17 protein-coding genes are annotated in these 19183 nt (G+C 67.0%); 9 read left to right on the top strand and 8 right to left on the bottom strand.

The window, feature by feature from the left end:
* The first annotated feature begins 6 nt into the window (after positions 1–6).
* From AC5QAB_RS18310 to AC5QAB_RS18300, 3 genes are all read left to right on the top strand, one after another.
* Positions 7–1002 (top strand): carbohydrate kinase family protein, encoded by a 996-nt coding sequence (locus AC5QAB_RS18310; protein ID WP_069118411.1) that lies wholly within the window; start codon positions 7–9, stop codon positions 1000–1002.
* Complete coding sequence (locus AC5QAB_RS18305; protein ID WP_197561289.1) at positions 999–2225, top strand: AGE family epimerase/isomerase; 1227 nt, start codon at positions 999–1001, stop codon at positions 2223–2225. The genes AC5QAB_RS18310 and AC5QAB_RS18305 overlap by 4 nt, the downstream gene beginning before the upstream one ends.
* Before the next feature lie 77 nt (positions 2226–2302).
* Positions 2303–4921, top strand: a complete 2619-nt coding sequence (locus AC5QAB_RS18300) for a beta-mannosidase (RefSeq protein WP_495233542.1) — start codon at positions 2303–2305, stop codon at positions 4919–4921.
* Positions 4922–5002: 81 nt separating this feature from the next.
* Here the strand turns inward: AC5QAB_RS18300 and mtnC are convergent, their stop codons facing one another.
* From mtnC to AC5QAB_RS18285, 3 genes are all read right to left on the bottom strand, one after another.
* Positions 5003–5698 (bottom strand): acireductone synthase, encoded by a 696-nt coding sequence (gene mtnC, locus AC5QAB_RS18295; protein WP_197561291.1) that lies wholly within the window; start codon positions 5696–5698, stop codon positions 5003–5005.
* Positions 5699–5701: 3 nt separating this feature from the next.
* Entirely contained in the window at positions 5702–6259 is a 558-nt protein-coding gene (locus tag AC5QAB_RS18290) for a 1,2-dihydroxy-3-keto-5-methylthiopentene dioxygenase (protein WP_005409451.1), read from the bottom strand.
* A 91-nt stretch (positions 6260–6350) separates the two neighbouring features.
* Positions 6351–6992 carry a methylthioribulose 1-phosphate dehydratase gene (locus AC5QAB_RS18285; protein WP_197561304.1) on the bottom strand — a complete coding sequence of 214 codons (642 nt, stop codon included), beginning with the start codon at positions 6990–6992 and terminating at the stop codon, positions 6351–6353.
* 252 nt (positions 6993–7244) lie between these two features.
* On the opposite strand from AC5QAB_RS18285, the gene AC5QAB_RS18280 reads away from it, so the two are divergent.
* The gene (locus AC5QAB_RS18280) at positions 7245–7619 is read left to right on the top strand and encodes a hypothetical protein (protein ID WP_005413186.1); all 375 of its coding nucleotides are present in this window, start codon (positions 7245–7247) and stop codon (positions 7617–7619) included.
* Between the two features lie 219 nt (positions 7620–7838).
* Positions 7839–8198 (top strand): hypothetical protein, encoded by a 360-nt coding sequence (locus tag AC5QAB_RS18275; protein WP_495233541.1) that lies wholly within the window; start codon positions 7839–7841, stop codon positions 8196–8198.
* A 264-nt stretch (positions 8199–8462) separates the two neighbouring features.
* Here AC5QAB_RS18275 and AC5QAB_RS18270 read toward each other — a convergent pair whose 3' ends face one another.
* On the bottom strand, positions 8463–9890 hold the full coding sequence (locus tag AC5QAB_RS18270) for an amino acid permease (protein WP_495233540.1): 1428 nt from the start codon (positions 9888–9890) through the stop codon (positions 8463–8465).
* 81 nt (positions 9891–9971) lie between these two features.
* Entirely contained in the window at positions 9972–11447 is a 1476-nt protein-coding gene (locus tag AC5QAB_RS18265; protein ID WP_014646972.1) for an amino acid permease, read from the bottom strand.
* 131 nt (positions 11448–11578) lie between these two features.
* Between AC5QAB_RS18265 and AC5QAB_RS18260 the strand changes: the two genes are divergently transcribed.
* The gene (locus tag AC5QAB_RS18260) at positions 11579–12193 is read left to right on the top strand and encodes an NUDIX domain-containing protein (RefSeq protein ID WP_197561293.1); all 615 of its coding nucleotides are present in this window, start codon (positions 11579–11581) and stop codon (positions 12191–12193) included.
* Between the two features lie 68 nt (positions 12194–12261).
* Here AC5QAB_RS18260 and serA read toward each other — a convergent pair whose 3' ends face one another.
* Complete coding sequence (gene serA / locus AC5QAB_RS18255) at positions 12262–13503, bottom strand: phosphoglycerate dehydrogenase (RefSeq protein WP_005416356.1); 1242 nt, start codon at positions 13501–13503, stop codon at positions 12262–12264.
* Positions 13504–13671: 168 nt separating this feature from the next.
* On the opposite strand from serA, the gene AC5QAB_RS18250 reads away from it, so the two are divergent.
* The 3 genes from AC5QAB_RS18250 (at position 13672) to AC5QAB_RS18240 (ending at position 17328) form a co-directional block, all read left to right on the top strand.
* Positions 13672–15060 (top strand): FAD-linked oxidase C-terminal domain-containing protein, encoded by a 1389-nt coding sequence (locus AC5QAB_RS18250; protein WP_197561294.1) that lies wholly within the window; start codon positions 13672–13674, stop codon positions 15058–15060.
* Positions 15061–15122: 62 nt separating this feature from the next.
* Positions 15123–15422, top strand: coding sequence for a DUF2388 domain-containing protein (locus tag AC5QAB_RS18245; protein WP_014646975.1), 300 nt, complete (start codon positions 15123–15125; stop codon positions 15420–15422).
* A 10-nt stretch (positions 15423–15432) separates the two neighbouring features.
* A complete protein-coding gene (locus AC5QAB_RS18240; protein ID WP_495233539.1) occupies positions 15433–17328 on the top strand; it encodes a DUF7844 domain-containing protein in 1896 nt (631 codons plus the stop codon).
* On the opposite strand, the gene AC5QAB_RS18235 is transcribed toward AC5QAB_RS18240, so the two are convergent.
* Both AC5QAB_RS18235 and AC5QAB_RS18230 read right to left on the bottom strand, forming a co-directional pair.
* Entirely contained in the window at positions 17306–18382 is a 1077-nt protein-coding gene (locus AC5QAB_RS18235) for an ATP-binding protein (RefSeq protein WP_197561296.1), read from the bottom strand. The two genes, AC5QAB_RS18240 and AC5QAB_RS18235, sit on opposite strands and share 23 nt — an antisense overlap.
* Positions 18382–19098, bottom strand: coding sequence for a response regulator (locus AC5QAB_RS18230; RefSeq protein WP_014646978.1), 717 nt, complete (start codon positions 19096–19098; stop codon positions 18382–18384). Before AC5QAB_RS18230 ends, AC5QAB_RS18235 begins: the two co-directional genes overlap by 1 nt.
* Positions 19099–19183: the final 85 nt, after the last annotated feature.

The raw sequence follows: 19183 nt of genomic DNA, 5'->3' as shown, positions 1-19183 counted from the left end.
TCCGGAATGGGTGCCATCGTTTGCTTCGGCGAAATTTTGATCGATCTACTAGCACAGCCGCCGGCCTCGGCCGACACCCCGCGTGCGTTCCTGCAGTACGCCGGTGGGGCGCCGGCCAACGTCGCGGTGGCGGCTGCGCGGCTGGGTGCGAAGACCCAGTTCGTCGGCATGCTGGGCCGCGACATGTTCGGCGACTTCCTGGCCGACAGCCTGGTCGAGCACGGCGTGGGTACCGATTACATCGTGCGCACCGACGCGGCCAAGACCGCACTGGCCTTCGTGGCCCTGGATGCCAATGGCGAGCGCAGCTTCAGCTTCTACCGCCCGCCGGCGGCTGACCTGCTGTTCCGTGACAGCGACTTCCAGGCGGCGTGCCTCGACAGCGCGCAGTGCTTCCACGTCTGTTCCAACAGCCTGACCGAGCCGGCCATCGCCGAGGCGACCTTCGCCGGCATGGACCGTGCCCGCGGTGCCGGTGCGGTGGTCAGCCTGGACCTCAACCTGCGTCCTGCCCTGTGGCCGGCGAACGAGGACCCGACGCCGCGCCTGTGGCAGGCGCTGGAACGCGCCGACCTGGTCAAGCTGTCGCGCGAAGAGCTGGACTACCTGGCCGCGCCGCTGGGCGCCGATGGCGAGGCGGCGGTGCTGCGGCGCCTGCTGGCCGCGCGGGCGCGCTGGGTGATCGTCACCGATGGTGCAGCGACGCTGCACTGGTACACCCGCGACAACCACGGCACCGTCACCAGCTTCCGCGTGGCCACGGTCGACACCACCGCGGCCGGTGATGCCTTCGTCGGTGGCGTGCTGGTCGGCCTGCTGGAGCGCGGCGGGGCCGGTGCCGGTTTTACCGCCTTCTGCCAGGACCCCGAGGCGATCACCGCCACGCTGCGCTTTGGCGCAGCGGTCGGCGCGCTGGCTGTTACCCGCAAGGGCGCGTTTGCCGCGATGCCCTCGCTCGATGAAGTGCAGCAGCTGCTGCAGGCACAGGACATTACTGCATGAGCACCTCGCCCGATTTCCGTTCGCCCGCGTTCCTGCGCGCGCACATCGCCGATACCATGGCGTTCTACCACCCGCGCTGCATCGATCCCAACGGTGGCTTCTTCCACTACTTCCGTGATGACGGCAGCATCTACGATGCCAGCCATCGCCACCTGGTGAGCAGCACCCGTTTCGTCTTCAACTACGCGATGGCCTACCGCGAGTTCGGCAATGCCGAGTACCGCGACGCGGTCGAGCACGGCGTGCGCTACCTGCGCGAGGTGCACCGCAACCCCGCCACCGGCGGCTATGCCTGGACCCTGCGTGATGGCAAGGTCGAGGACGACATGAACCACTGCTACGGCGTAGCCTTCGTGCTGCTGGCCTACAGCTGTGCGCTGAAGGCAGGCATCGAACAGGCCCGCGCGTGGATGGACGAGACCTGGCAGCTGCTGGAAGCGCGCTTCTGGGAACCGCAGCACGGGCTCTACAGGGATGAAGCGGACGGCCAGTGGAACTTCACCGGCTACCGTGGACAGAACGCCAACATGCACATGTGCGAGGCGATGCTGGCCGCGTTCGAGGCCAGTGGCGAGCAGCGCTATGTGGAGCGCGCGCTGCAGCTGGCCGACAACATGACCCGCCGCCAGGCGGCCAAGGCCGGCGGGCTGGTCTGGGAGCACTACGATGAGAACTGGGAGATCGACTGGGACTACAACCTGGACGACCCCAAGCACCTGTTCCGCCCGTGGGGCTTCCAGCCGGGGCACCAGACCGAGTGGGCCAAGCTGCTGCTGATCCTCGATCGCCACGTGCAGGCCGACTGGCTGGTGCCGACCGCGCAGCACCTGTTCGACATGGCCGTGGCGCGCAGCTGGGACGAAGCGCGAGGCGGCCTGTACTACGGCTTCGCACCGGAATCGCGCCGGCAGCCGGGCATGGATGGCGCGCCGATCGGCGGCGACAGCTTCGTCTGCGACGACGACAAGTACTTCTGGGTGCAGGCGGAGACGCTGGCGACCGCCGCGCTGATGGCCAAGCGCACCGGTGATGACCGCTACTGGCAGTGGTACGAGCGCATCTGGGCGTACGCGTGGGAGCACTTCGTCGACCATCAGTTCGGCGCCTGGTTCCGCATCCTCGATGCCGACAACCGCAAGTACAGCGACGAGAAGAGCCCGGCCGGCAAGGTGGATTACCACACCATGGGCGCGTGCTACGAAGTGTTGAACGTGGTGCGTTGAGGCGCGTGTCGCCATACGCATGATGAATCGGAATCAGTAGCGCCGGGCCACGCCCGGCGGAAGAACAGGAGCTCCGCGTGCATCGTCTTTCCCTCGTTGTCCGTCTGCTCCTGCTGCTGGTCGCAACGTCGGCCTTCCCGGCAACTGCAGCGCCTCTGCAGGCACAGTGGGAGTTCCGCATGCTGCCCGGCGACGCGCAGGGCGCAGCTCATCCAGGCCTGCAGCAATGGCGTACGGCGACGGTGCCGGGCAGCGTGCACACCGACCTGCTGGCGCATGCGCTGATCCGCGACCCGTACGTGGGTGCGCCCGAAGCGGAGCTGCAATGGATCGGCCTGGCGGCCTGGGAGTACCGCGCGCGCTTCGACGTGGACGCGGCGATGCTGGCCAAGCCCAATGCCGAACTGCGCTTCGACGGGCTGGACACTTATGCCGAAGTCAGCCTCAACGGCAAGCCGCTGCTGCGCGCGGACAACGCGCACCGGACCTGGCGCGCGCGCGTGGAAGGGCATCTGCGCGCCAGGGGCAATGAACTGCAGATCGTGTTCCGTTCGCCAATCCGCACCCTGTTGCCGGGCGTGGAGGCAATGCCACACAAGATCGCTGGCAACTACCCGTCGCCGTATGGCGATGAGCCGAAGGACGCGATGGTCGGCAACTTCGCGCGCAAGCCGGCCTACCACTTCGGCTGGGACTGGGGCCCGCGTTATGTCACCGCCGGGGTCTGGCGCGGGGTCGACCTGCAGGCCTGGGATACGCACCGCCTGACCAGTCTTGCCGTGCGCACCGATGCATTGAGCGCGGAGCAGGCGAAGCTGGCGGTGCTGCTGCAGGTGGAGCAGGGCAGCGCCACCGGTTCTGCGGTCGTCAATGTGGAAGTCCTCGATCCGCAGGGTCGCAGCGTGGCCCAGCAGCAGCGCACCGTACTGCTGAAGCCCGGGCAGAACAGTGTTGAACTACCGATTGAACTGGCGGAACCGAAGCGGTGGTGGCCGGTCGGCCATGGTGCGCAGGATCGCTATACCGTGCAGGCGCGCCTGAATGGCGGTGCCGACGCAACGCTGGTGCGCGAGCAGCGCATCGGCCTGCGCACGGTCGAACTGCGCCGCGAAGAGGACGGCAAGGGCGGGCAGGGCTTCGCCTTCGTCATCAACGGCGTGCAGATCTTCGCCAAGGGCGCCAACGTCATTCCGTTCGATGCCTTCCCCGCACGCGTCGACGCAGCACGCCTGCGCCAGGTGCTGACCGCCGCGCGCGACGCCAACATGAACATGCTGCGCAACTGGGGCGGTGGCTACTACGAGGACGACGCGTTCTTCGACATCGCCGATGAGCTGGGCCTGCTGGTCTGGCAGGACTTCATGTTCGGCGGCGGCATGCAGCCGGGCTACGATCCGGCCTTCCGTGCCAGCGTGGTGGCCGAGGCGCGCGACAACGTGCGCCGGCTGCGCCATCACCCCAGCATCGTGCTGTGGTGTGGCAACAACGAGGAAGAAACCGCCTGGAAGGACTGGGGTCACGGCCGCGACCTGAAGGCGGCCGACCCGGCATTTGCGGCGAAGGTCTGGCAGGGCTATGTCGACCTGTTCGGCAACGACCTGCGCCAGGTGGTGGGCGAGGAAGGACTGGGCGTACCGTACTGGTCCAGTTCGCCCAGCAACGATCTGGACGAGAAGGCCAACGATTCGACCCGCGGCGACAAGCACTACTGGCAGGTCTGGGGCAATCCGGCGCTGCCGGTGCAGGCCTACCTGCGTGAGACGCCGCGCTTCATGTCCGAGTACGGGCTGCAGGCGTGGCCGTCGGTGGCGACGGTGGACCAGATCGCCACCCGCGCCGAGCAGCGCATCGACAGCCCGGTGATCCGCGCGCACCAGAAATTCATGGCCGGCGAGGGCAACAGCCGCCTGCTGCACTACATCGAACAGGGCTATGGCACGCCGAAGGACTTCGAGGACTTCGTCTACCTCAGCCAGGTCATGCAGGCCGATGGCATCGCACTGGCGGCGCTGCATCATCGCGCCTCCCGGCCATACACGATGGGTTCGCTGTACTGGCAGCTCAACGATGTCTGGCCAGGCGCCTCGTGGTCCAGCGTGGATTACTTCGGCCGCTGGAAGGCGCTGCACTTCGCCGCGCGGCGCTTCTTCGCGCCGGTCACGGTAGCCGCGCTGCGCGATGAGGGCAGCACGCGGGTACGCCTGATCAATGACGGTGCGGCGCTGGATGCACGTTGGCGGCTGCGGGTGATGGACGTGGAAGGGAAGGTGCTGCGCCGTCGCGAGGATGCGGTGACGCTGGCGGCGTCGGGTGTGACCTCGATCGGTGATTTCCGCGATGCCGAATTGTTGTCCGGTGCCGACCCGAAGCGCACGGTGGCCGTGTTCGAGCTGCTGCAGAACGGGGCGGTGAGCGCGCGGCAGGTGGTCGGATTCGTCGAAGCCAAGGACCAGATGTTGCCGCGGCAGAAGCTCAAGGCCACGTTGTCCATCGAAGGTGACCACTATCGACTGCGGCTGGAAAGCGCGGCTTACGTGCGCGCGACGTGGATCGACTTCGGTGCGCTGGACGTGCAGGTCGAAGAAAACCTGCTGGATCTGCTGCCGGGTGAAACCCGCGATATCGCGGTGCGTGGCCCGGTGGATCTGGTTACCCTGCGCGAGGCGCTGAGGGTGAAGACCCTCAACGAGCGTTGAGGGATATCCCGCTTTGGTAGGTGCCAACCTTGGTTGGCACACCAGGAGCTTGCCAACCAAGGTTGGCCTCTACCATTTTGCTTACAGCTGGATCTGCTGGAAGTTCTCGACCCGCTCGTGGCCGTTGGCGGCCTGGCCGATGCGCGGCATCGGGTAATCATCCAGGCGATCGATCAGGCGGGTCTGCAGGCCGGCTTCGCGGGCGGCGTCCAATTCCTCCACCACATCCGACAGGAACAGGATCTCGCCGGCCGGCACGCCGATCGCCTGCACGATGCGGTGGTAGCTGTCGGCCTCGCGCTTGCCGCCGATCTCGGTATCGAACCAGCCCGACACCAGCGGGCTGAGGTCACCGGCATCGCTGAAACCGAAGAACAGCTTCTGCGCCGGCACCGAGCCGGAGGAGTACACGTACAGCGGCAGGCCGGCGGCATGCCAGCCCTTCAGCACCGGCGCCACTTCCGGGTAGAAGTGCGCGGTGTAGTCGCCGCGGCGGTAGCCTTCATCCCAGATCAGGCCCTGCAGCGCCTTCAGCGCGGTGTGCTTGCGGTCCTGGTCGACCCAGCCCTGCAGCGTCTCGGCCACCAGGCTGTCCTGGCAGGCGCCGCCGATCTCGGTAGCCACCGCGTCCAGCCAGCGGCGGACCTCCGGCTGCTGGCCATGTTCGGCAACGAACGCCGGCAAGGCCTGGCGGGCATAGGGGAACAGCACGTTCTTGACGAACGAGATGCTGCTGGTGGTGCCTTCGATGTCGGTCAGGATGACGCGGGGCTGCATGGATCAGGACGCCTGGGTAGGTACGTAACGGGGGAACTTCTGCGCGATGTCGGTGCCGGTGAAATGACCCACCCAGCCGTCCGGCTCGGTGAAGAAGCGGATCGCCACGAAGCTCGGTTCATCGCCCATGTCGAACCAGTGGGTGGTGCCATCGGGCACGGCGATCAGGTCGTCCTTCACGCATTCGATCTCATAGACCTTGTCACCCACGTGCAGGGTGAACAGGCCGGAGCCTGCGACGAAGAAGCGCACCTCGTCTTCCTTGTGGAAGTGCTCGTCGAGGAACTTCTTCCGCAGCTCGGCGCGGTTCGGGTTGTCCGGGGCGATCGAGGCGACGTCCACGCTCTTGAAGCCGCGCTCGGCGACCAGGCGGTCGATGTCCGCACGGTAGGCAGCGAACACTTCCTCCTGGCTGGCGCCCGGCGCGACCGGCGCGGTGGCCTGCCAGCGCTCGAAGGTGACGCCGATCTTCTGCAGTTCGGCAGCGATGACCGCGCCGTCCTGGGTGTCCAGCAGCGGCGATTCGGGGCGGGTGTCGTCGTAGATGCGCAGTCGGCTCATGGCGGCAGCTTGAACGTCTCGGGGGGAAGACAGGGTATCAGGGTGGGGCGAGCTGCAGATTCCGGATCGGCATCTGCACCTGCGCGCGGGTTCAGCCGCGCAGCTTGCGCAGTTCCAGTTCGCAGTGGAACAGGAATTCGAAGGCTTCCAGATGACGGCGCGCTTCGGCCATGTCGCGGCCCCAGGCGTACAGGCCGTGGCCGTCGATCAGGTAGCCCCACAGGTTCTGGCGGTCGAGCAGATCATCGACCTGCTTCGAAAGCACGTTCATGTCCTGGGTGTTGGCGAATACCGGCACGTCGATGGCCATCTCGTGGGTGCTGTTGCCGGCGAAGGCCTTCAGCAGTTCGTAGCCTTCCAGTTGCACATGACCCTGCGGCGCGTACAGGCGCGAGGCAATGGTCTGCACCGGCGAATGGGTGTGCAGTACGCAGCCGATTTCCGGGAAGCGGCGGTACAGCTGGGTGTGCAGCAGGGTTTCGGCGGAGGGGCGCAGCGGGCGGCCGACGGCCTTGCCATCGAAGTCCACCACCATGATGTCGTCCTCGATCAGGCGGCCCTTGTCCTTGCCCGAGACGGTGATCGCGGCGTGGCGGTCGTCCAGGCGGTGGGAGAAGTTGCTGCTGGTGGCCGGGGTCCAGCCGGCCTGGGCCAGTTCGCGGACGTTGTCGATCAGCAGCTGGGCCAGTTCGCCCAGGCGGGCGGTGTCGTAGGGGAAGGTGGTGGTGTCCATGGACGGCATTTTACGTGATCCGGCCCGATGCTGGGCCCGCGCGGCGACCGCCTGCCTGTTGCGTGGGCAACGCGAAGCGGTGTGCTGGCAGGCGGCGCGCAGGGGTTGGATCGAGGCAAGCACAGCGCTGGCTGAATGGGGAGGGCAGCGCTCCCGCTGGAAGCGATTCCGGTCGTGGACAGCCCTCTTGCCGCGAAACATCATCGGATTGCCGCAGAAGTTCCGGCGAGCGCCAAGAAAAGGAGTACTTCGATGATCGCGCGCGCGATGGGGATGATGGGGGTGATTGGCATCATGCTTGCCAGCAGTGGCTGCACGATGGAATGGGTGAAGATGGATGCGGGTGCGCGGTCATTCGGCCCCGCCCATTCGAGTTGCAGGGCGCAGGCCGACGATCACTGGCCGGTCAGGAATGAAGTGGCCACGCGCACTGTCTACGAAGACCGCAAGGTGCCCTGCAGGCTTGATGAAGTCTGCGCCATTGACGGCAAGTACAACATGGTACCCATGCCGAAAGAGGAGAGTTACATCGTGGACGTCAACGCGTCCGACCGCAGCAGCGAGTTCAATGCCTGTATGGCCGGTGCCGGCTGGCAGCAGCAGCTCATCTGGTTCAATCGCCGCTAGGCGGAGCCGGCGCGGCGGACGACAGCGGCTCGACCGGTTGCTGCTCAACAGACTCGAGGCAACAGTGGCCAGCGGAGAATGACCTGGCTATGCGAACCGTTCAGGCGTCGAGGCTGGAGACGAGCAGGGAGCAGGACAAGAACACGTACGACGTGGATCGAAAGTACGAGCGCGTGCAGCGACCGGAAATCGAGAAGAATGATGGAGATGGCTACGTGTATGCGACTGGCCGTGGCTGCGGGGCTTGCGCTGTTGACCAGAGGTTGTGCGACCGAATGGGCCCGCTTCAGTGATCATGCTGATCCGCTGGAAGAGTCGCGGTGGCGCTGCAGGGCAGAGGCCAACGAGAAGTGGCCGGAGAAGATGGACGTTGTCGAGCGCACCGAGGAGATCGAGGTACTGACGGTCTGCAAGGAAGGCGAGACATGCGACGTGGATGGCAAATACAAGAAGATGCTGATGCCAAAGACCGAGCGCTACACCGTGGACGTCAACGCCAAGGAGAATCACGAGCACTTCATGGGCTGCATGGGCGGCGCAGGCTGGATACAGAAGACCATCTGGTTTGGCCGCAGATGATCATCGTCGGGCGCCCTGGTCGCTGGGAATGACCATCATCCACGCATGGCGTGGATCTACCGGACGTGCCGGGAAAGTGTCAGGGGCGGGGAGGCATGGGTTCGCGGGGGTGTCCGCGGCATGGATGCCGCGGCCAAGCCTCCAGGGATGGATTCACGGCGTCCCCCGCTAACCCATGCCTCCCCGCCAAACCCTCAACCCAGCTGTTGCTCTGGAAGTTGCTCCGGCTCCGGCGGGTGCAGGGCCGCAGGCCCTGCAATCCCTTCATTTCGCGCGCAGGCGGCTGTGCCGGAACCCGTAGCAGAAATAGATCACGAAACCGACGAACGTCCACACCCCCATCAGCATCCAGTTGTGCATCGTCATCGCCGACAGCAGCGCCAGGCAGCTCAACACGCCCAGGCTGCAGATCAGCCACGCCATCGGCATGCGGAACGGGCGCGGCAGGTCCGGCTGGGTACGGCGCAGGATCAGCACGCCGGCGCAGACTGCGGCGAACGCGATCAGCGTGCCCATCGAGGTCAGCTCGCCCAGGATGTCCAGCGGGAACAGCGCCGCCAGCAGCGCGATGCCGATGCCGGTGATCACGGTGTTGATGTGCGGAGTGCGGTACTTCGGGTGGATCCTGGTGAACACCGGCGGCAGCAGGCCGTCGCGACCCATGATCATGAAGATGCGTGGCTGGCCGATGATCATCACCAGCACCACCGAGGACAGGCCGACCAGCGCGCCGACCTCGACCACCCAGCGCAGCCAGCCCAGCTGCGGATGCGCGGCCACGGCAGTCACCACCGGCTCGTCGGTGCCGAGCAGCTGGAACGGCACCAGGCCGGTCATCACCGCGGCCATCGCGATGTAGAGCACGGTGCAGATCACCAGCGACAGCATCATGCCGAACGGCATGTCACGCTGCGGATTCTTCGATTCCTGCGCCGCCACCGACACCGCTTCGAAACCGATGTAGGCGAAGAACACCATCGCCGCGCCACGCAGCACGCCTTCCATGCCGTACTTGCCAGGCCCTTCGTTGGCGGGAATGAACGGCGTCCAGTTGCTGGTGTCCACGTACTTCCAGCCGACCACGATGACCAGCAGGATCAGGCCGGTCTTGAGCACGACCATCGCCATGTTCATCGCCGAGGACTTGCTGATGCCGACGTAGCACAGCCAGGTCAGCAGCAGTACCAGCGCAGCGGCCGGCAGGTTGGCGATCGCGCCGGTGGGGCGCAGCTGTGCATCGAGTGGGGCGCTGACCAGCGCCGCCGGTAGATGGATGCCGAACTGGCTGAGCAGGCTGAGGAAATAACCGGTCCAGCTGACCGCGACCGCCGAGGCGGAGACGCCGTACTCGAGCACCAGCATCCAGCCGATGAACCAGGCCGAGAGCTCGCCGAAGGTGGCGTAGGTGTAGGTGTAGGCGCTGCCGGAGACCGGCACCATCGAGGCGAATTCGGCGTAGGCCAGCGCGCAGAAGGCGCAGCAGATGGCGGCCAGCACGAAGGACAGCATGATCGCCGGGCCGGCGTGGTTGGCGGCGGCCTGGCCGGTGATGACGAAGATGCCGCCGCCGATCACCGCGCCGATGCCAAGGGCGGTCAGCCCCCAGGGGCCAAGGTGGCGACGCAGGCTCAGGCCGTTGGCGTCTTCATGGGCGGCATGCGGATGCTTGGTGGCCCACAGTTGCTTGAACATGTGTGGTGGTCTTGTCGAAGCGCGCCATGGGCGGCGCGCGGGAAAACGGACGGGCCGGCGCGAGGCCGGCCCGAAGGCGGATCAGGGCGACTTGGCCAGCTTGCTGTTGCGGATGCCGTAGCCCAGGTAGATCAGCAGGCCCAGCAGCGTCCAGCCAACGAACAGGTGCCAATGCACCACGAACGCCTGCCAGAACAGGAACAGGCAGGTGGCCGCACCGAGCGGGCAGATGATCCACACCATCGGCACGCGGAACGGGCGGTGCAGGTCCGGCTTGGAATAGCGCAGTACCAGCACGCCGATGCAGACCGTGGCAAACGCCAGCAGGGTGCCCATCGAGACCAGCTCGCCCAGCACGTTCAGCGGCACCAGGCCGGCCAGCGCGGCGGCGATCACGCCGACCACGATGGTGGCGACGTACGGGGTGCGGAAACGGGCATGGACCTTGCCGAAGAACTTCGGCAGCAGGCCGTCGCGGGAGATGGTATAGGCGATGCGGGTCTGGCCCATCATCATCACCAGCACCACCGAGGACAGGCCGGCGATGGCGCCGACTTCCACGAACGTCTTCAGCCAGGACAGGGTCGGGTAGGGCTCCAGGGCGGTGGCCACCGGCTTGTCGGTGCCCAGCAGGTGGTACGGCATCATGCCGGTCAGCACCGCACAGACGATGATGTAGACGATCGTGCACACGGCCAGCGAGCCGAGCAGGCCGATCGGCATGTTGCGTTGCGGGTCCTTGGTCTCGCCAGCAGCGGTGGAGACCGCATCGAAGCCGATGTACGCGAAGAACACGATGGTGGCGGCGCGGAAGATGCCGCTCCAGCCGAACTCACCCGGCACGCCGGTGTTTTCCGGAATAAACGGGTGCCAGTTGGCCGGGTCGATGTGGGCCGCGCCGATGCCGATGAACAGGCAGATGACAGTGACCTTGATCGCCACGATGATGGCGTTGACGAACGCCGACTGGGTCACGCCGACGTACAGCAGGCCGGACACCGCCGCCACGATCAGCACCGCCGGCAGGTTGAACAGCTTGCCGGAGGAGACGAACTCGCTGCCGGTCCAGGCGATGGGCGCGGCGCTGAGCATGTCCGGGAAGGGCATGTGCAGCGTGGTGGTGATGAAGCTGATCAGGTAGGCCGACCAGCCCACCGCGACCGAGGCCGAGGCGAACAGGTACTCCAGCACCAGGCACCAGCCGATGAACCAGGCCATTCCTTCGCCGAGGGTGGCGTAGGAATAGGAGTAGGCACTGCCGGAGACCGGCATCATCGCCGCGAACTCGGCATAGCACAGGCCTGCCAGCGCACAGGCGAAACCGGCCAGCACGAACGACAGCATGACCGCCGGGCCCGCGTGGTTGGCTGCGGCCTGGCCGGTCAGCACGAAGATGCCTGCGCCGATCACCGCACCCACGCCCAGCAGGATGAGGTGTTTAGCCGTGAGGGTCCGTTTCAACGTGGCTTCGCCGTCCAGGCTGCCTTCGATGGGTTCGCCGGCATCGACGTGCCCGGCCGGCTCGACCGGCTTGACCCTCAACAGAGCTTTCAGCATGCAGTACTTCCTAGTGATCGGATGGGTGGGCGGCCGATACGTTGCCGGCTGCCTTGAATGGTGAAGGCCGTGCGAACGGCCCGCTGTACCTTAGCCAAAGCTGAAGCCAACGCACAAGCGCAATCGCAACAATGAACGGCGATAATGAGCAGTATTTTTCCGAACCGCCCCCATTCATGAGCCAGACCGCCGAAACCCTTGCCGCGCTTGACGATCGCCTGCGCGGCCTGCTCCGGGACTACGCGCGCCGCGAACCCGCCCACGACGCCCTGGCTGCCGAATTCGGCACATTGCTGGATGATCCGGAAGATCCGTTCCGCCGCGAGCGCCTGGCCGGCCACTTCACCGCCAGCTGCTGGCTGGTCAGCGCCGATGGCCAGCGCCTGCTGCTCACCCACCACCGCAAGCTGCAGCGCTGGCTGCAGCTGGGCGGCCACGCCGACGGCGACCGTGACCTGGCCCGGGTGGCGCTGAAGGAAGCCGAGGAGGAGTCGGGGCTGAGCGACCTGGTGCTGGAAGACCCGGCCATCTTCGATCTGGACAAGCACTGGATTCCGGAGCGCAAGGACGTGCCGGGGCACTGGCACTACGACGTGCGTTTCGTGATCCGGGCGCTGGGGGGCGAGGCCTTCGTGCTCAGCGAGGAATCGCTGGACCTGGCCTGGCGGCCGGTGACCGAGGTCGCGGCCGACCCCGAATCGGATGAATCCATGCAGCGCATGGCGCGCCGTTGGCTGGCGCGTTGAAAAAAGGGGACGGAGGGGATTAAGTCGTTAATGCATAAACGACTTAATCCCCTCCGTCCCCTTTTTACCTAGTACAGGATGCGCGTCCGCAGCGTGCCTGGAATCGCGGCCAGTTCGTCGCGGACGGCGGCGGCCTGCGCCTCGCTGGCGGTGATGTCAATCACCACGTAACCCACCTTCGGGTCGGTGCGCAGGAACTGGCCGTCGATGTTGACGTTGTGGCGCGAGAAGATCTCGTTGACCCTGGACAGCACGCCCGGCACGTTCTGGTGGATGTGCAGCAGGCGCAGGCTGTCTTCGTGTTCGGGCAGGGTCACTTCCGGGAAGTTGACCGCCGACAGCGTGCTGCCGTTGTCGCTGTAGCGCACCAGCTTGGCCGCCACCTCCACGCCGATGTTGTCCTGCGCTTCCAGCGTGCTGCCGCCCACGTGCGGGGTCAGGATCACGTTGTCGTGGCGGGTCAGCGGCGATTCGAAGATATCGCCATTGCCCTTCGGTTCGACCGGGAACACGTCCAGCGCGGCGCCACCGACGTGGCCGCTGGCCAGGGCCGCATCCAGTGCATCGATGTCGACCACGGTGCCGCGCGCGGCATTGATCAGGTGCGCGCCCTTGCGCATCTTCGCGAGCTCGGTGCTGCCGATCATCCATTGCGTGGCTGGGGTCTCCGGCACATGCAGGGTGACGATGTCAGCGCGTGCCAGCAGGTCGTCCAGGCTGGCCGCTGCACGGGCATTGCCCAGTGCCAGCTTGGTTTCCACGTCGTGGAAGATCACCTGCATGCCCAGCGATTCGGCCAGCACGCCGACCTGGGTGCCGATGTGGCCGTAACCGATGATGCCCAGCGTCTTGCCGCGCACTTCATGGCTGCCGCTGGCCGACTTCGACCAGCCGCCGCGATGGCATTCGGCGTTCTTCTGCGGAATGCCGCGGGTCAGCATGATCGCCTCGGCGATCACCAGCTCGGCCACGCTGCGGGTGTTGGAGTAGGGCGCGTTGAACACTGGGATGCCGGCCAGCTCGGCCGCGTCCAGGTCGACCTGGTTGGTGCCGATGCAGAAGCAGCCCACCGCGATCAGGCGCTTGGCCTCGGCCAGCACCTCGGCGCTGAGCTGGGTGCGCGAGCGGATGCCGACGATGTGCGCCTCGGCGATGCGCGCCTTCAGTTCGTCCTCGGGCAGCGCCTTGGTGTGCGCCTCGATCTGGCTGTAGCCGGCGGCGCTGAACACCTCCACGGCGGTCTGGCTGACCCCCTCCAGCAACAGCACGCGGATATCCTGCTTCGGGAACGAGGTCTTCTTCGGCGACATGGGGCAACACGGCCAGTGGGACAGGGGCTGACCACTATGCCAGATCGAAGCGCCCATGGTGCAGTGCGCAATTGGTTGCATCCGTAGCTATCTGTATCGCTGCGGGGCTGGACGCTGGCGCGTACCGCTGGCACGCTTGCCCGTCTTCACGCACCGCGTTGGACCGTCATGACCGATTCCCGCATTGCCTCGCTGCAGCAGGCCTGTCCCGGCCTGAAGCTGAAGACCGACCCGGCCGACCTGGAGCATTACGGGCGCGACTGGACCCGGCGCTGGACGCCAGCGCCGCTGGCGATCGCACTGCCGGCCACGGTCGAGGAAGTACAGGCGGTGATGCGCTGGAGTGCGGGCGAGGGCGTGGCCGTGGTGCCGTCCGGCGGCCGTACCGGCCTTTCCGGTGGCGCGGTGGCCGCCAACGGCGAGCTGGTGCTCAGCCTGGAACGGATGAACAAGGCACTGGCCTACGACGCGGTCGATCGCACCCTGGTGGTGCAGGCCGGCATGCCGCTGGAGGCCGTGCACAACGCCGCGCTGGACCACGGCCTGATCTACCCGGTGGACTTCGCTGCGCGCGGGTCGTGCACGATCGGTGGCAACATCGCCACCAATGCCGGCGGCATCCGCGTGATCCGCTATGGCAATACCCGCGAGTGGATCGCCGGGCTGAAGGTGGTTACCGCCAGCGGCGAACTGCTGGAACTCAACAAGGGACTGATCAAGAACTCCAGCGGCTATGACTTCCGCCAGCTGCTGATCGGTTCGGAAGGCACGTTGGGCGTGATCGTCGAGGCGACAGTGAAACTCACCGATCCGCCGCCAGCCAGCAACGTGATGCTGCTGGCAGTACCCAGCTTCGAGGTGCTGATGCAGGTGTTCGCCGCGTTCCGCGCGCGCCTGCAGCTGCAGGCCTTCGAATTCTTCACCGACCGGGCGCTGGAGCACGTGCTGGCGCATGGCGCGCAGGCACCGTTCGACGAGGTGCATCCGTACTACGTCGTCACCGAGTTCGCGGCCAACGACGAGGCACAGGAAGCCGCGGCGATGGCGGCCTTCGAGGACTGCATGGGCAACGGCTGGGTCAGCGACGGTGTGATCAGTGCCAGCGATGCCCAGGCCGCCCAGCTGTGGCGCCTGCGCGAAGGCATCACCGAGTCGCTGGCGCGCTACAAGCCCTACAAGAATGACGTCTCGGTGCGGATCTCGGCGATGCCGGCGTTCCTGGCCGAGACCCAGGCACTGATCGGGCAGGCCTACCCGCACTTCGACGTGGTCTGGTTCGGCCATATCGGCGATGGCAACCTGCACATCAACGTGCTCAAGCCGGACGACACCAGCGACGCCGACTTCGTGGCGCAGTGCGAGCACGTGACCAAGCTGCTGGCGCAGGTGCTGGCCCGCTTCGATGGCAGCATCTCGGCCGAGCACGGCATCGGACTGGTCAAGAAGGGCTACCTGGACAGCACCCGCGGCCCCGCCGAGATCGCGCTCATGAAGGCGGTCAAACGCGCGTTCGATCCCCAAGCGCGGCTGAATCCCGGCAAGCTGTTCGACGCCTGAGCCGGGCAAATCCTTCACGTACCCGTTACGCTCCACGCACCTTCACAACCGGCTTCGAACCGATGACCCGTCCGCTCCTGCTGCTCGCCCTGCTGTCCCTGCCGCTGGCCGGCTTCGCTTCCAGCTTCGCTGGCACCTCGGCCGGTTCGGCGACCGGTGCCTCCTCCGGTTCCTCGGGCAGCAGCTCGGGCGACGACAAGGTGGTGCGGGCCGCGCGCGACGATGCCGCTGCGTTCGTCGCCAGCGACGGCCAGATCCGTGGCGCCCGCCTGCAGGCCGCGCTGGTCCACCTGCGCGAGCAGAGCGCTGCCGCACAGCAGCAGAGCGACCTGGAACTGGCCCGCGCGCTGCTGGCGCGTTGATGCGGGCTGCATGACCTCGGCGTCATCGCTTTCTGCAGAGCCGAGCCATGCCCGGCTGGATGCCCGGCGCACCCGGATCGCAACAGCAGCCGAGCAAGGCTCGGCTCTACGGAACCACAGCGGGCGGTGCGGGTGGATCGCCGCATTGGCATGGCTGCTCATCCCTTCCGTCCACGCGGCTGATCGGCTGCAGCTCGATCCCTCCGGTCTCGATCCGGCGCAACAGCAGCTCGCCAGCCAGACCCTGGCCGACGTGCAGTCCCTGCTGCCGGAAGGCCTGCTGCGCGCTTTGCCGGCTCAGGTGCAGGTGCGCTGGAGTGATGACCTTCCCGCCGAGGTGCACGGGCGCGCTTTCGCCGGCCGCATTACGTTGCGCCGCACCCTGCTGGATGACGGCATGCCCGGCAACCGCCGTGCGCGCCGCAGTGCGCTGGTGCATGAACTGACCCACGTCGCCGACCGTGGCGGTGCGAACTGGTCGCAGAGCGTGCGATGGCGTGACCTTGCGGGCTGGCAGCGCAAGCCCTGGCACCTCGGCCGGGGCGACAACGATTTCCGTGATCGCAGCCCGGATGTCTATGAACTGGCGAACCCGGCCGAGTACCTGGCCGTGAATGCCGAGCATTTCGTGCTCGACGGCGAGTTCGCCTGCCGGCGGCCCGCGTTGGCGCAGTGGTACCAGGCGCATTTCGGAACGCCGCCGTCGCTGCCACAGCCGCGGTGCGCCACGACGCTGCCCCTGCTGCAGGCCGAATCGGAGGAGGGCGCTGCATCGCTGCTGCAGCTCGACCCGGCGCGCGTCTACGCGGTGGACTACCTGTTCGCCGAAGGCAGTGCGCAGCCGATGAGTCGCTGGGGCCACAGCATGCTGCGGCTGGTGATCTGCAAGCCGGGCCGCGTACCTGGGCCGGACTGCCGCCTGGACCTGGAGTACCACCGCGTGCTGTCGTTCCGCGCGTTCGTGGGCGACGTGCAGATATCCAACTGGCGTGGCCTGACCGGCGGCTATCCGTCGCGGCTGTTCGTGCTGCCCCTGCAGCAGGTGGTGGACGAGTACACCAAGGTCGAGCTGCGCGGGCTGCAGTCGCTGCCGCTGCAGCTGGGCCGCAGCGAAATCGCCAGCCTGCTCGAGCGCACCGCGCAGGTGCACTGGAGCTATGACGGGCGCTATTACTTCGTCAGCAACAACTGCGCGGTGGAAACCGCCAAGCTGCTGCAGGCCGGGGTGCCGCGCCTTGGCGAGGCGGGCCTGGCCCAACTGAGCCCGCGCGGCCTGAAGCGGCGACTGGTGCGGCTGGATGTGCTCGACGAGAGGGTACTGGCGGACCGCACTGCAGCGCAGGCGCAGGGCTACTACTTCGCCTCGGCGCGCGACCACTACCAGCAGTTGTTCGCAGTGGCCGTGGCCCAGCTGGCCTTGCCCGCTCGTGATGTGCGCGGCTGGTTGAAGCTGTCTGCACAGCAACGCGCACCGTGGCTGCTGCAGGGTGACCTGCGTGCCAGTGCCGGCCTGTTGCTGCTGGAACAGGCCGCGCAGCGGCGCGCCGAGTTGCGCGCACGCGATGTGCTCAAGCGGCAGCTGCTGGCCGCACCGGACAGCGCTGAAACGCGCAGCCTGCGCGGGTTGCTGGAGCAGAGCGGGCAGTGGCTGCGCCCGGGGACGCTGCTGCAGGATGACGGCTATGGATTGCCGCTGGGCGACGAGCAGGCGCTGCTGTCCGCGGCCGTGGCCACTGCCAGTGCGCAGGCGGTCCCGGCGTGGCAGGCATTGCGCGTCCAGCTGCGCCAGCAGCTGCCGACCCGCCAACGCGAGGAAATGGATGCGATCGACGCCAATCTGGCCGCACTCGGTGCACACCTGCGTACGCAGGCAGCCCGCCCGGCTATTGGCGCGGCAGTTCGATGACGAAGCGGCTGCCGCAGGCGCTGCCTGGGCTGCAGTAGACGCGGCCACCGTGCGCGTCGGCGATGGCCTTGACCACCGCCAGGCCGAGCCCGCTGCCGCCGCCCTGTCGCGAGCGCGAACCGTCGCCACGCATGAACGGGGTGAAGATATCCGCGTGCAGTTCCGGGTCGATGCCCGGGCCCTCGTCTTCGATCGCCACCTGCACATGGCCGGGCGTGTCATGCACTGCAATCCGCACCTTGCCCGGACTGGCATAGCGCCGCGCGTTCTCCAGCAGCGCCAGCAATGCCTGGCGCAGGCGGGTCGGGTCGCAGTGCGCGTTGTGTTCCTCGCGGCTGGTTTCCAGCTCCAGCACGAAGCCGGCGGCGCGGAACTGTGGATCGACCAGGGTCATCACCGAATGCACCTCGGCCACCACGTCGGTGCGCGCGCGACGCACGTCCAGCCTCGCGTTGTCGGACAGGCTCAGCACGCGCAGGTCCTCGATCAGCCGTGACAGCCCTTCGACCTGGGCCAGCAGGCTGCGGAACTGCGACTCGTCTGGCTGGAACACACCCTCTGCCAGCCCCTGCAGGCGCCCGCGCAGGATCGTCACTGGCGTGCGCAGCTCATGGGCGATGGCCGCGTGCCACATCGCGCGCTCGCTCTCCATGTGCTGCAGGCGGCGCGCCATCGCATTGAAGTCCTCGACCAGGGTCGCCACTTCGCCCGGCGAATTTTCCTCGACGCTGGCGCGTGCACCCAGGTCGCCGCCGGCGAGCGCACGCACGCTGTCCACCAGCGAATTCAACGGCGACAGGATGCGGTGGGCGAGGCGGAACGAGGCGGCGATGGCCAGCGCCAGCCCGGTCAGGATCACGCCCACCATCCATGCCAGTTCCGGGCCGGTCGGCAGCCAGCTTTCAGGCTCCTCGGCACTGCCGGGGAAGAACTCGACCAGCACCGCGTACAGCAGCCACGATGACAGGATCATCATCACGATGACGCCGATCACCATCAGCGACATCGAAACGATGATGTGGCGGCTCAGCCCGGAGCGGCGCAGGGAGGGCATCAGCGATCGGCCATCAGCCGGTAGCCGACGCCACGCACGCTGGCTGGGACGTTGACCATGCCCACTTCATCCAGCTTGCGGCGCAGCTTGCTGACATGGCTGTCGACGGTGCGCTCCAGTGCTTCGCTTTCCGGCAGGCATTCGTGCATCAGCTCGCTGCGGCTGAAGATGCGCGTCGGCGCCAGCGCCATGCAGTGCAGCAGCTTGAACTCGGTGAGGGTGAGCAGCACTTCGTGGCTGTAGCCTTCGCCCTCCACGTGCACCGCGTGGGTGGCCGAGTCGATCAGCAGCGGGCCGACGCGCAACGCGGTGGGTGCGTCCACGCGCGCGGCGCGCAGCGTGCGCCGCAGTACGGCGCGCACGCGCGCGGCGACTTCGGCCGGGTTGAAGGGCTTGACCACGTAGTCATCAGCGCCCATCCGCAGCGCGGTCAGCTTGTCCAGGTCTTGGTCCAGTGCGGTCAGCATGATCACCGGCGTCTCGCCGCGCTGGCGCAGCTGGGTCAGCACGCTCCAGCCGTCCAGGCGCGGCAGCTGTACATCGAGCAGGACCAGGTCGGGCCGGGCGCTGCGGTGCAGGTCCAGTGCGCTGTGGCCATCGGCGGCGCGCAGCGTGCGCAGTCCTTCGCGTTCCAGGTAGGCGCAGAGAATGTCAGCGATCTCGGCCTCATCCTCGACGATCAGGACGAGGGCGGCGAGGGCAGGGGAGGCATGCATGCAGGGGCGGGGCCGTAAGGTGCTTGCCTCCATCGTATCTCCACAGTTCCTCCATCGAAACCCCATCATCGCCACGCAGACTGCG

This window comes from Stenotrophomonas sp. YJH_SMC_127, from assembly GCF_059372445.1.
Note: the sequence above shows the minus strand (reverse complement) of the source record. Positions and strands in the feature narration are given on the sequence as shown.

Coding starts and splice junctions, on each gene's coding strand:
- AC5QAB_RS18310 (WP_069118411.1), top strand. CDS start 7: ATGGGTGCCATCGTTTGCTTCGGCGAAATTTTGATCGATCTACTAGCA.
- AC5QAB_RS18305 (WP_197561289.1), top strand. CDS start 999: ATGAGCACCTCGCCCGATTTCCGTTCGCCCGCGTTCCTGCGCGCGCAC.
- mtnC (WP_197561291.1), bottom strand. CDS start 5,698: ATGCAGCCCCGCGTCATCCTGACCGACATCGAAGGCACCACCAGCAGC.
- AC5QAB_RS18290 (WP_005409451.1), bottom strand. CDS start 6,259: ATGAGCCGACTGCGCATCTACGACGACACCCGCCCCGAATCGCCGCTG.
- AC5QAB_RS18285 (WP_197561304.1), bottom strand. CDS start 6,992: ATGGACACCACCACCTTCCCCTACGACACCGCCCGCCTGGGCGAACTG.
- AC5QAB_RS18280 (WP_005413186.1), top strand. CDS start 7,245: ATGATCGCGCGCGCGATGGGGATGATGGGGGTGATTGGCATCATGCTT.
- AC5QAB_RS18275 (WP_495233541.1), top strand. CDS start 7,839: ATGCGACTGGCCGTGGCTGCGGGGCTTGCGCTGTTGACCAGAGGTTGT.
- AC5QAB_RS18270 (WP_495233540.1), bottom strand. CDS start 9,890: ATGTTCAAGCAACTGTGGGCCACCAAGCATCCGCATGCCGCCCATGAA.
- AC5QAB_RS18265 (WP_014646972.1), bottom strand. CDS start 11,447: ATGCTGAAAGCTCTGTTGAGGGTCAAGCCGGTCGAGCCGGCCGGGCAC.
- AC5QAB_RS18260 (WP_197561293.1), top strand. CDS start 11,579: ATGAACGGCGATAATGAGCAGTATTTTTCCGAACCGCCCCCATTCATG.
- serA (WP_005416356.1), bottom strand. CDS start 13,503: ATGTCGCCGAAGAAGACCTCGTTCCCGAAGCAGGATATCCGCGTGCTG.
- AC5QAB_RS18250 (WP_197561294.1), top strand. CDS start 13,672: ATGACCGATTCCCGCATTGCCTCGCTGCAGCAGGCCTGTCCCGGCCTG.
- AC5QAB_RS18245 (WP_014646975.1), top strand. CDS start 15,123: ATGACCCGTCCGCTCCTGCTGCTCGCCCTGCTGTCCCTGCCGCTGGCC.
- AC5QAB_RS18240 (WP_495233539.1), top strand. CDS start 15,433: ATGACCTCGGCGTCATCGCTTTCTGCAGAGCCGAGCCATGCCCGGCTG.
- AC5QAB_RS18235 (WP_197561296.1), bottom strand. CDS start 18,382: ATGCCCTCCCTGCGCCGCTCCGGGCTGAGCCGCCACATCATCGTTTCG.
- AC5QAB_RS18230 (WP_014646978.1), bottom strand. CDS start 19,098: ATGCATGCCTCCCCTGCCCTCGCCGCCCTCGTCCTGATCGTCGAGGAT.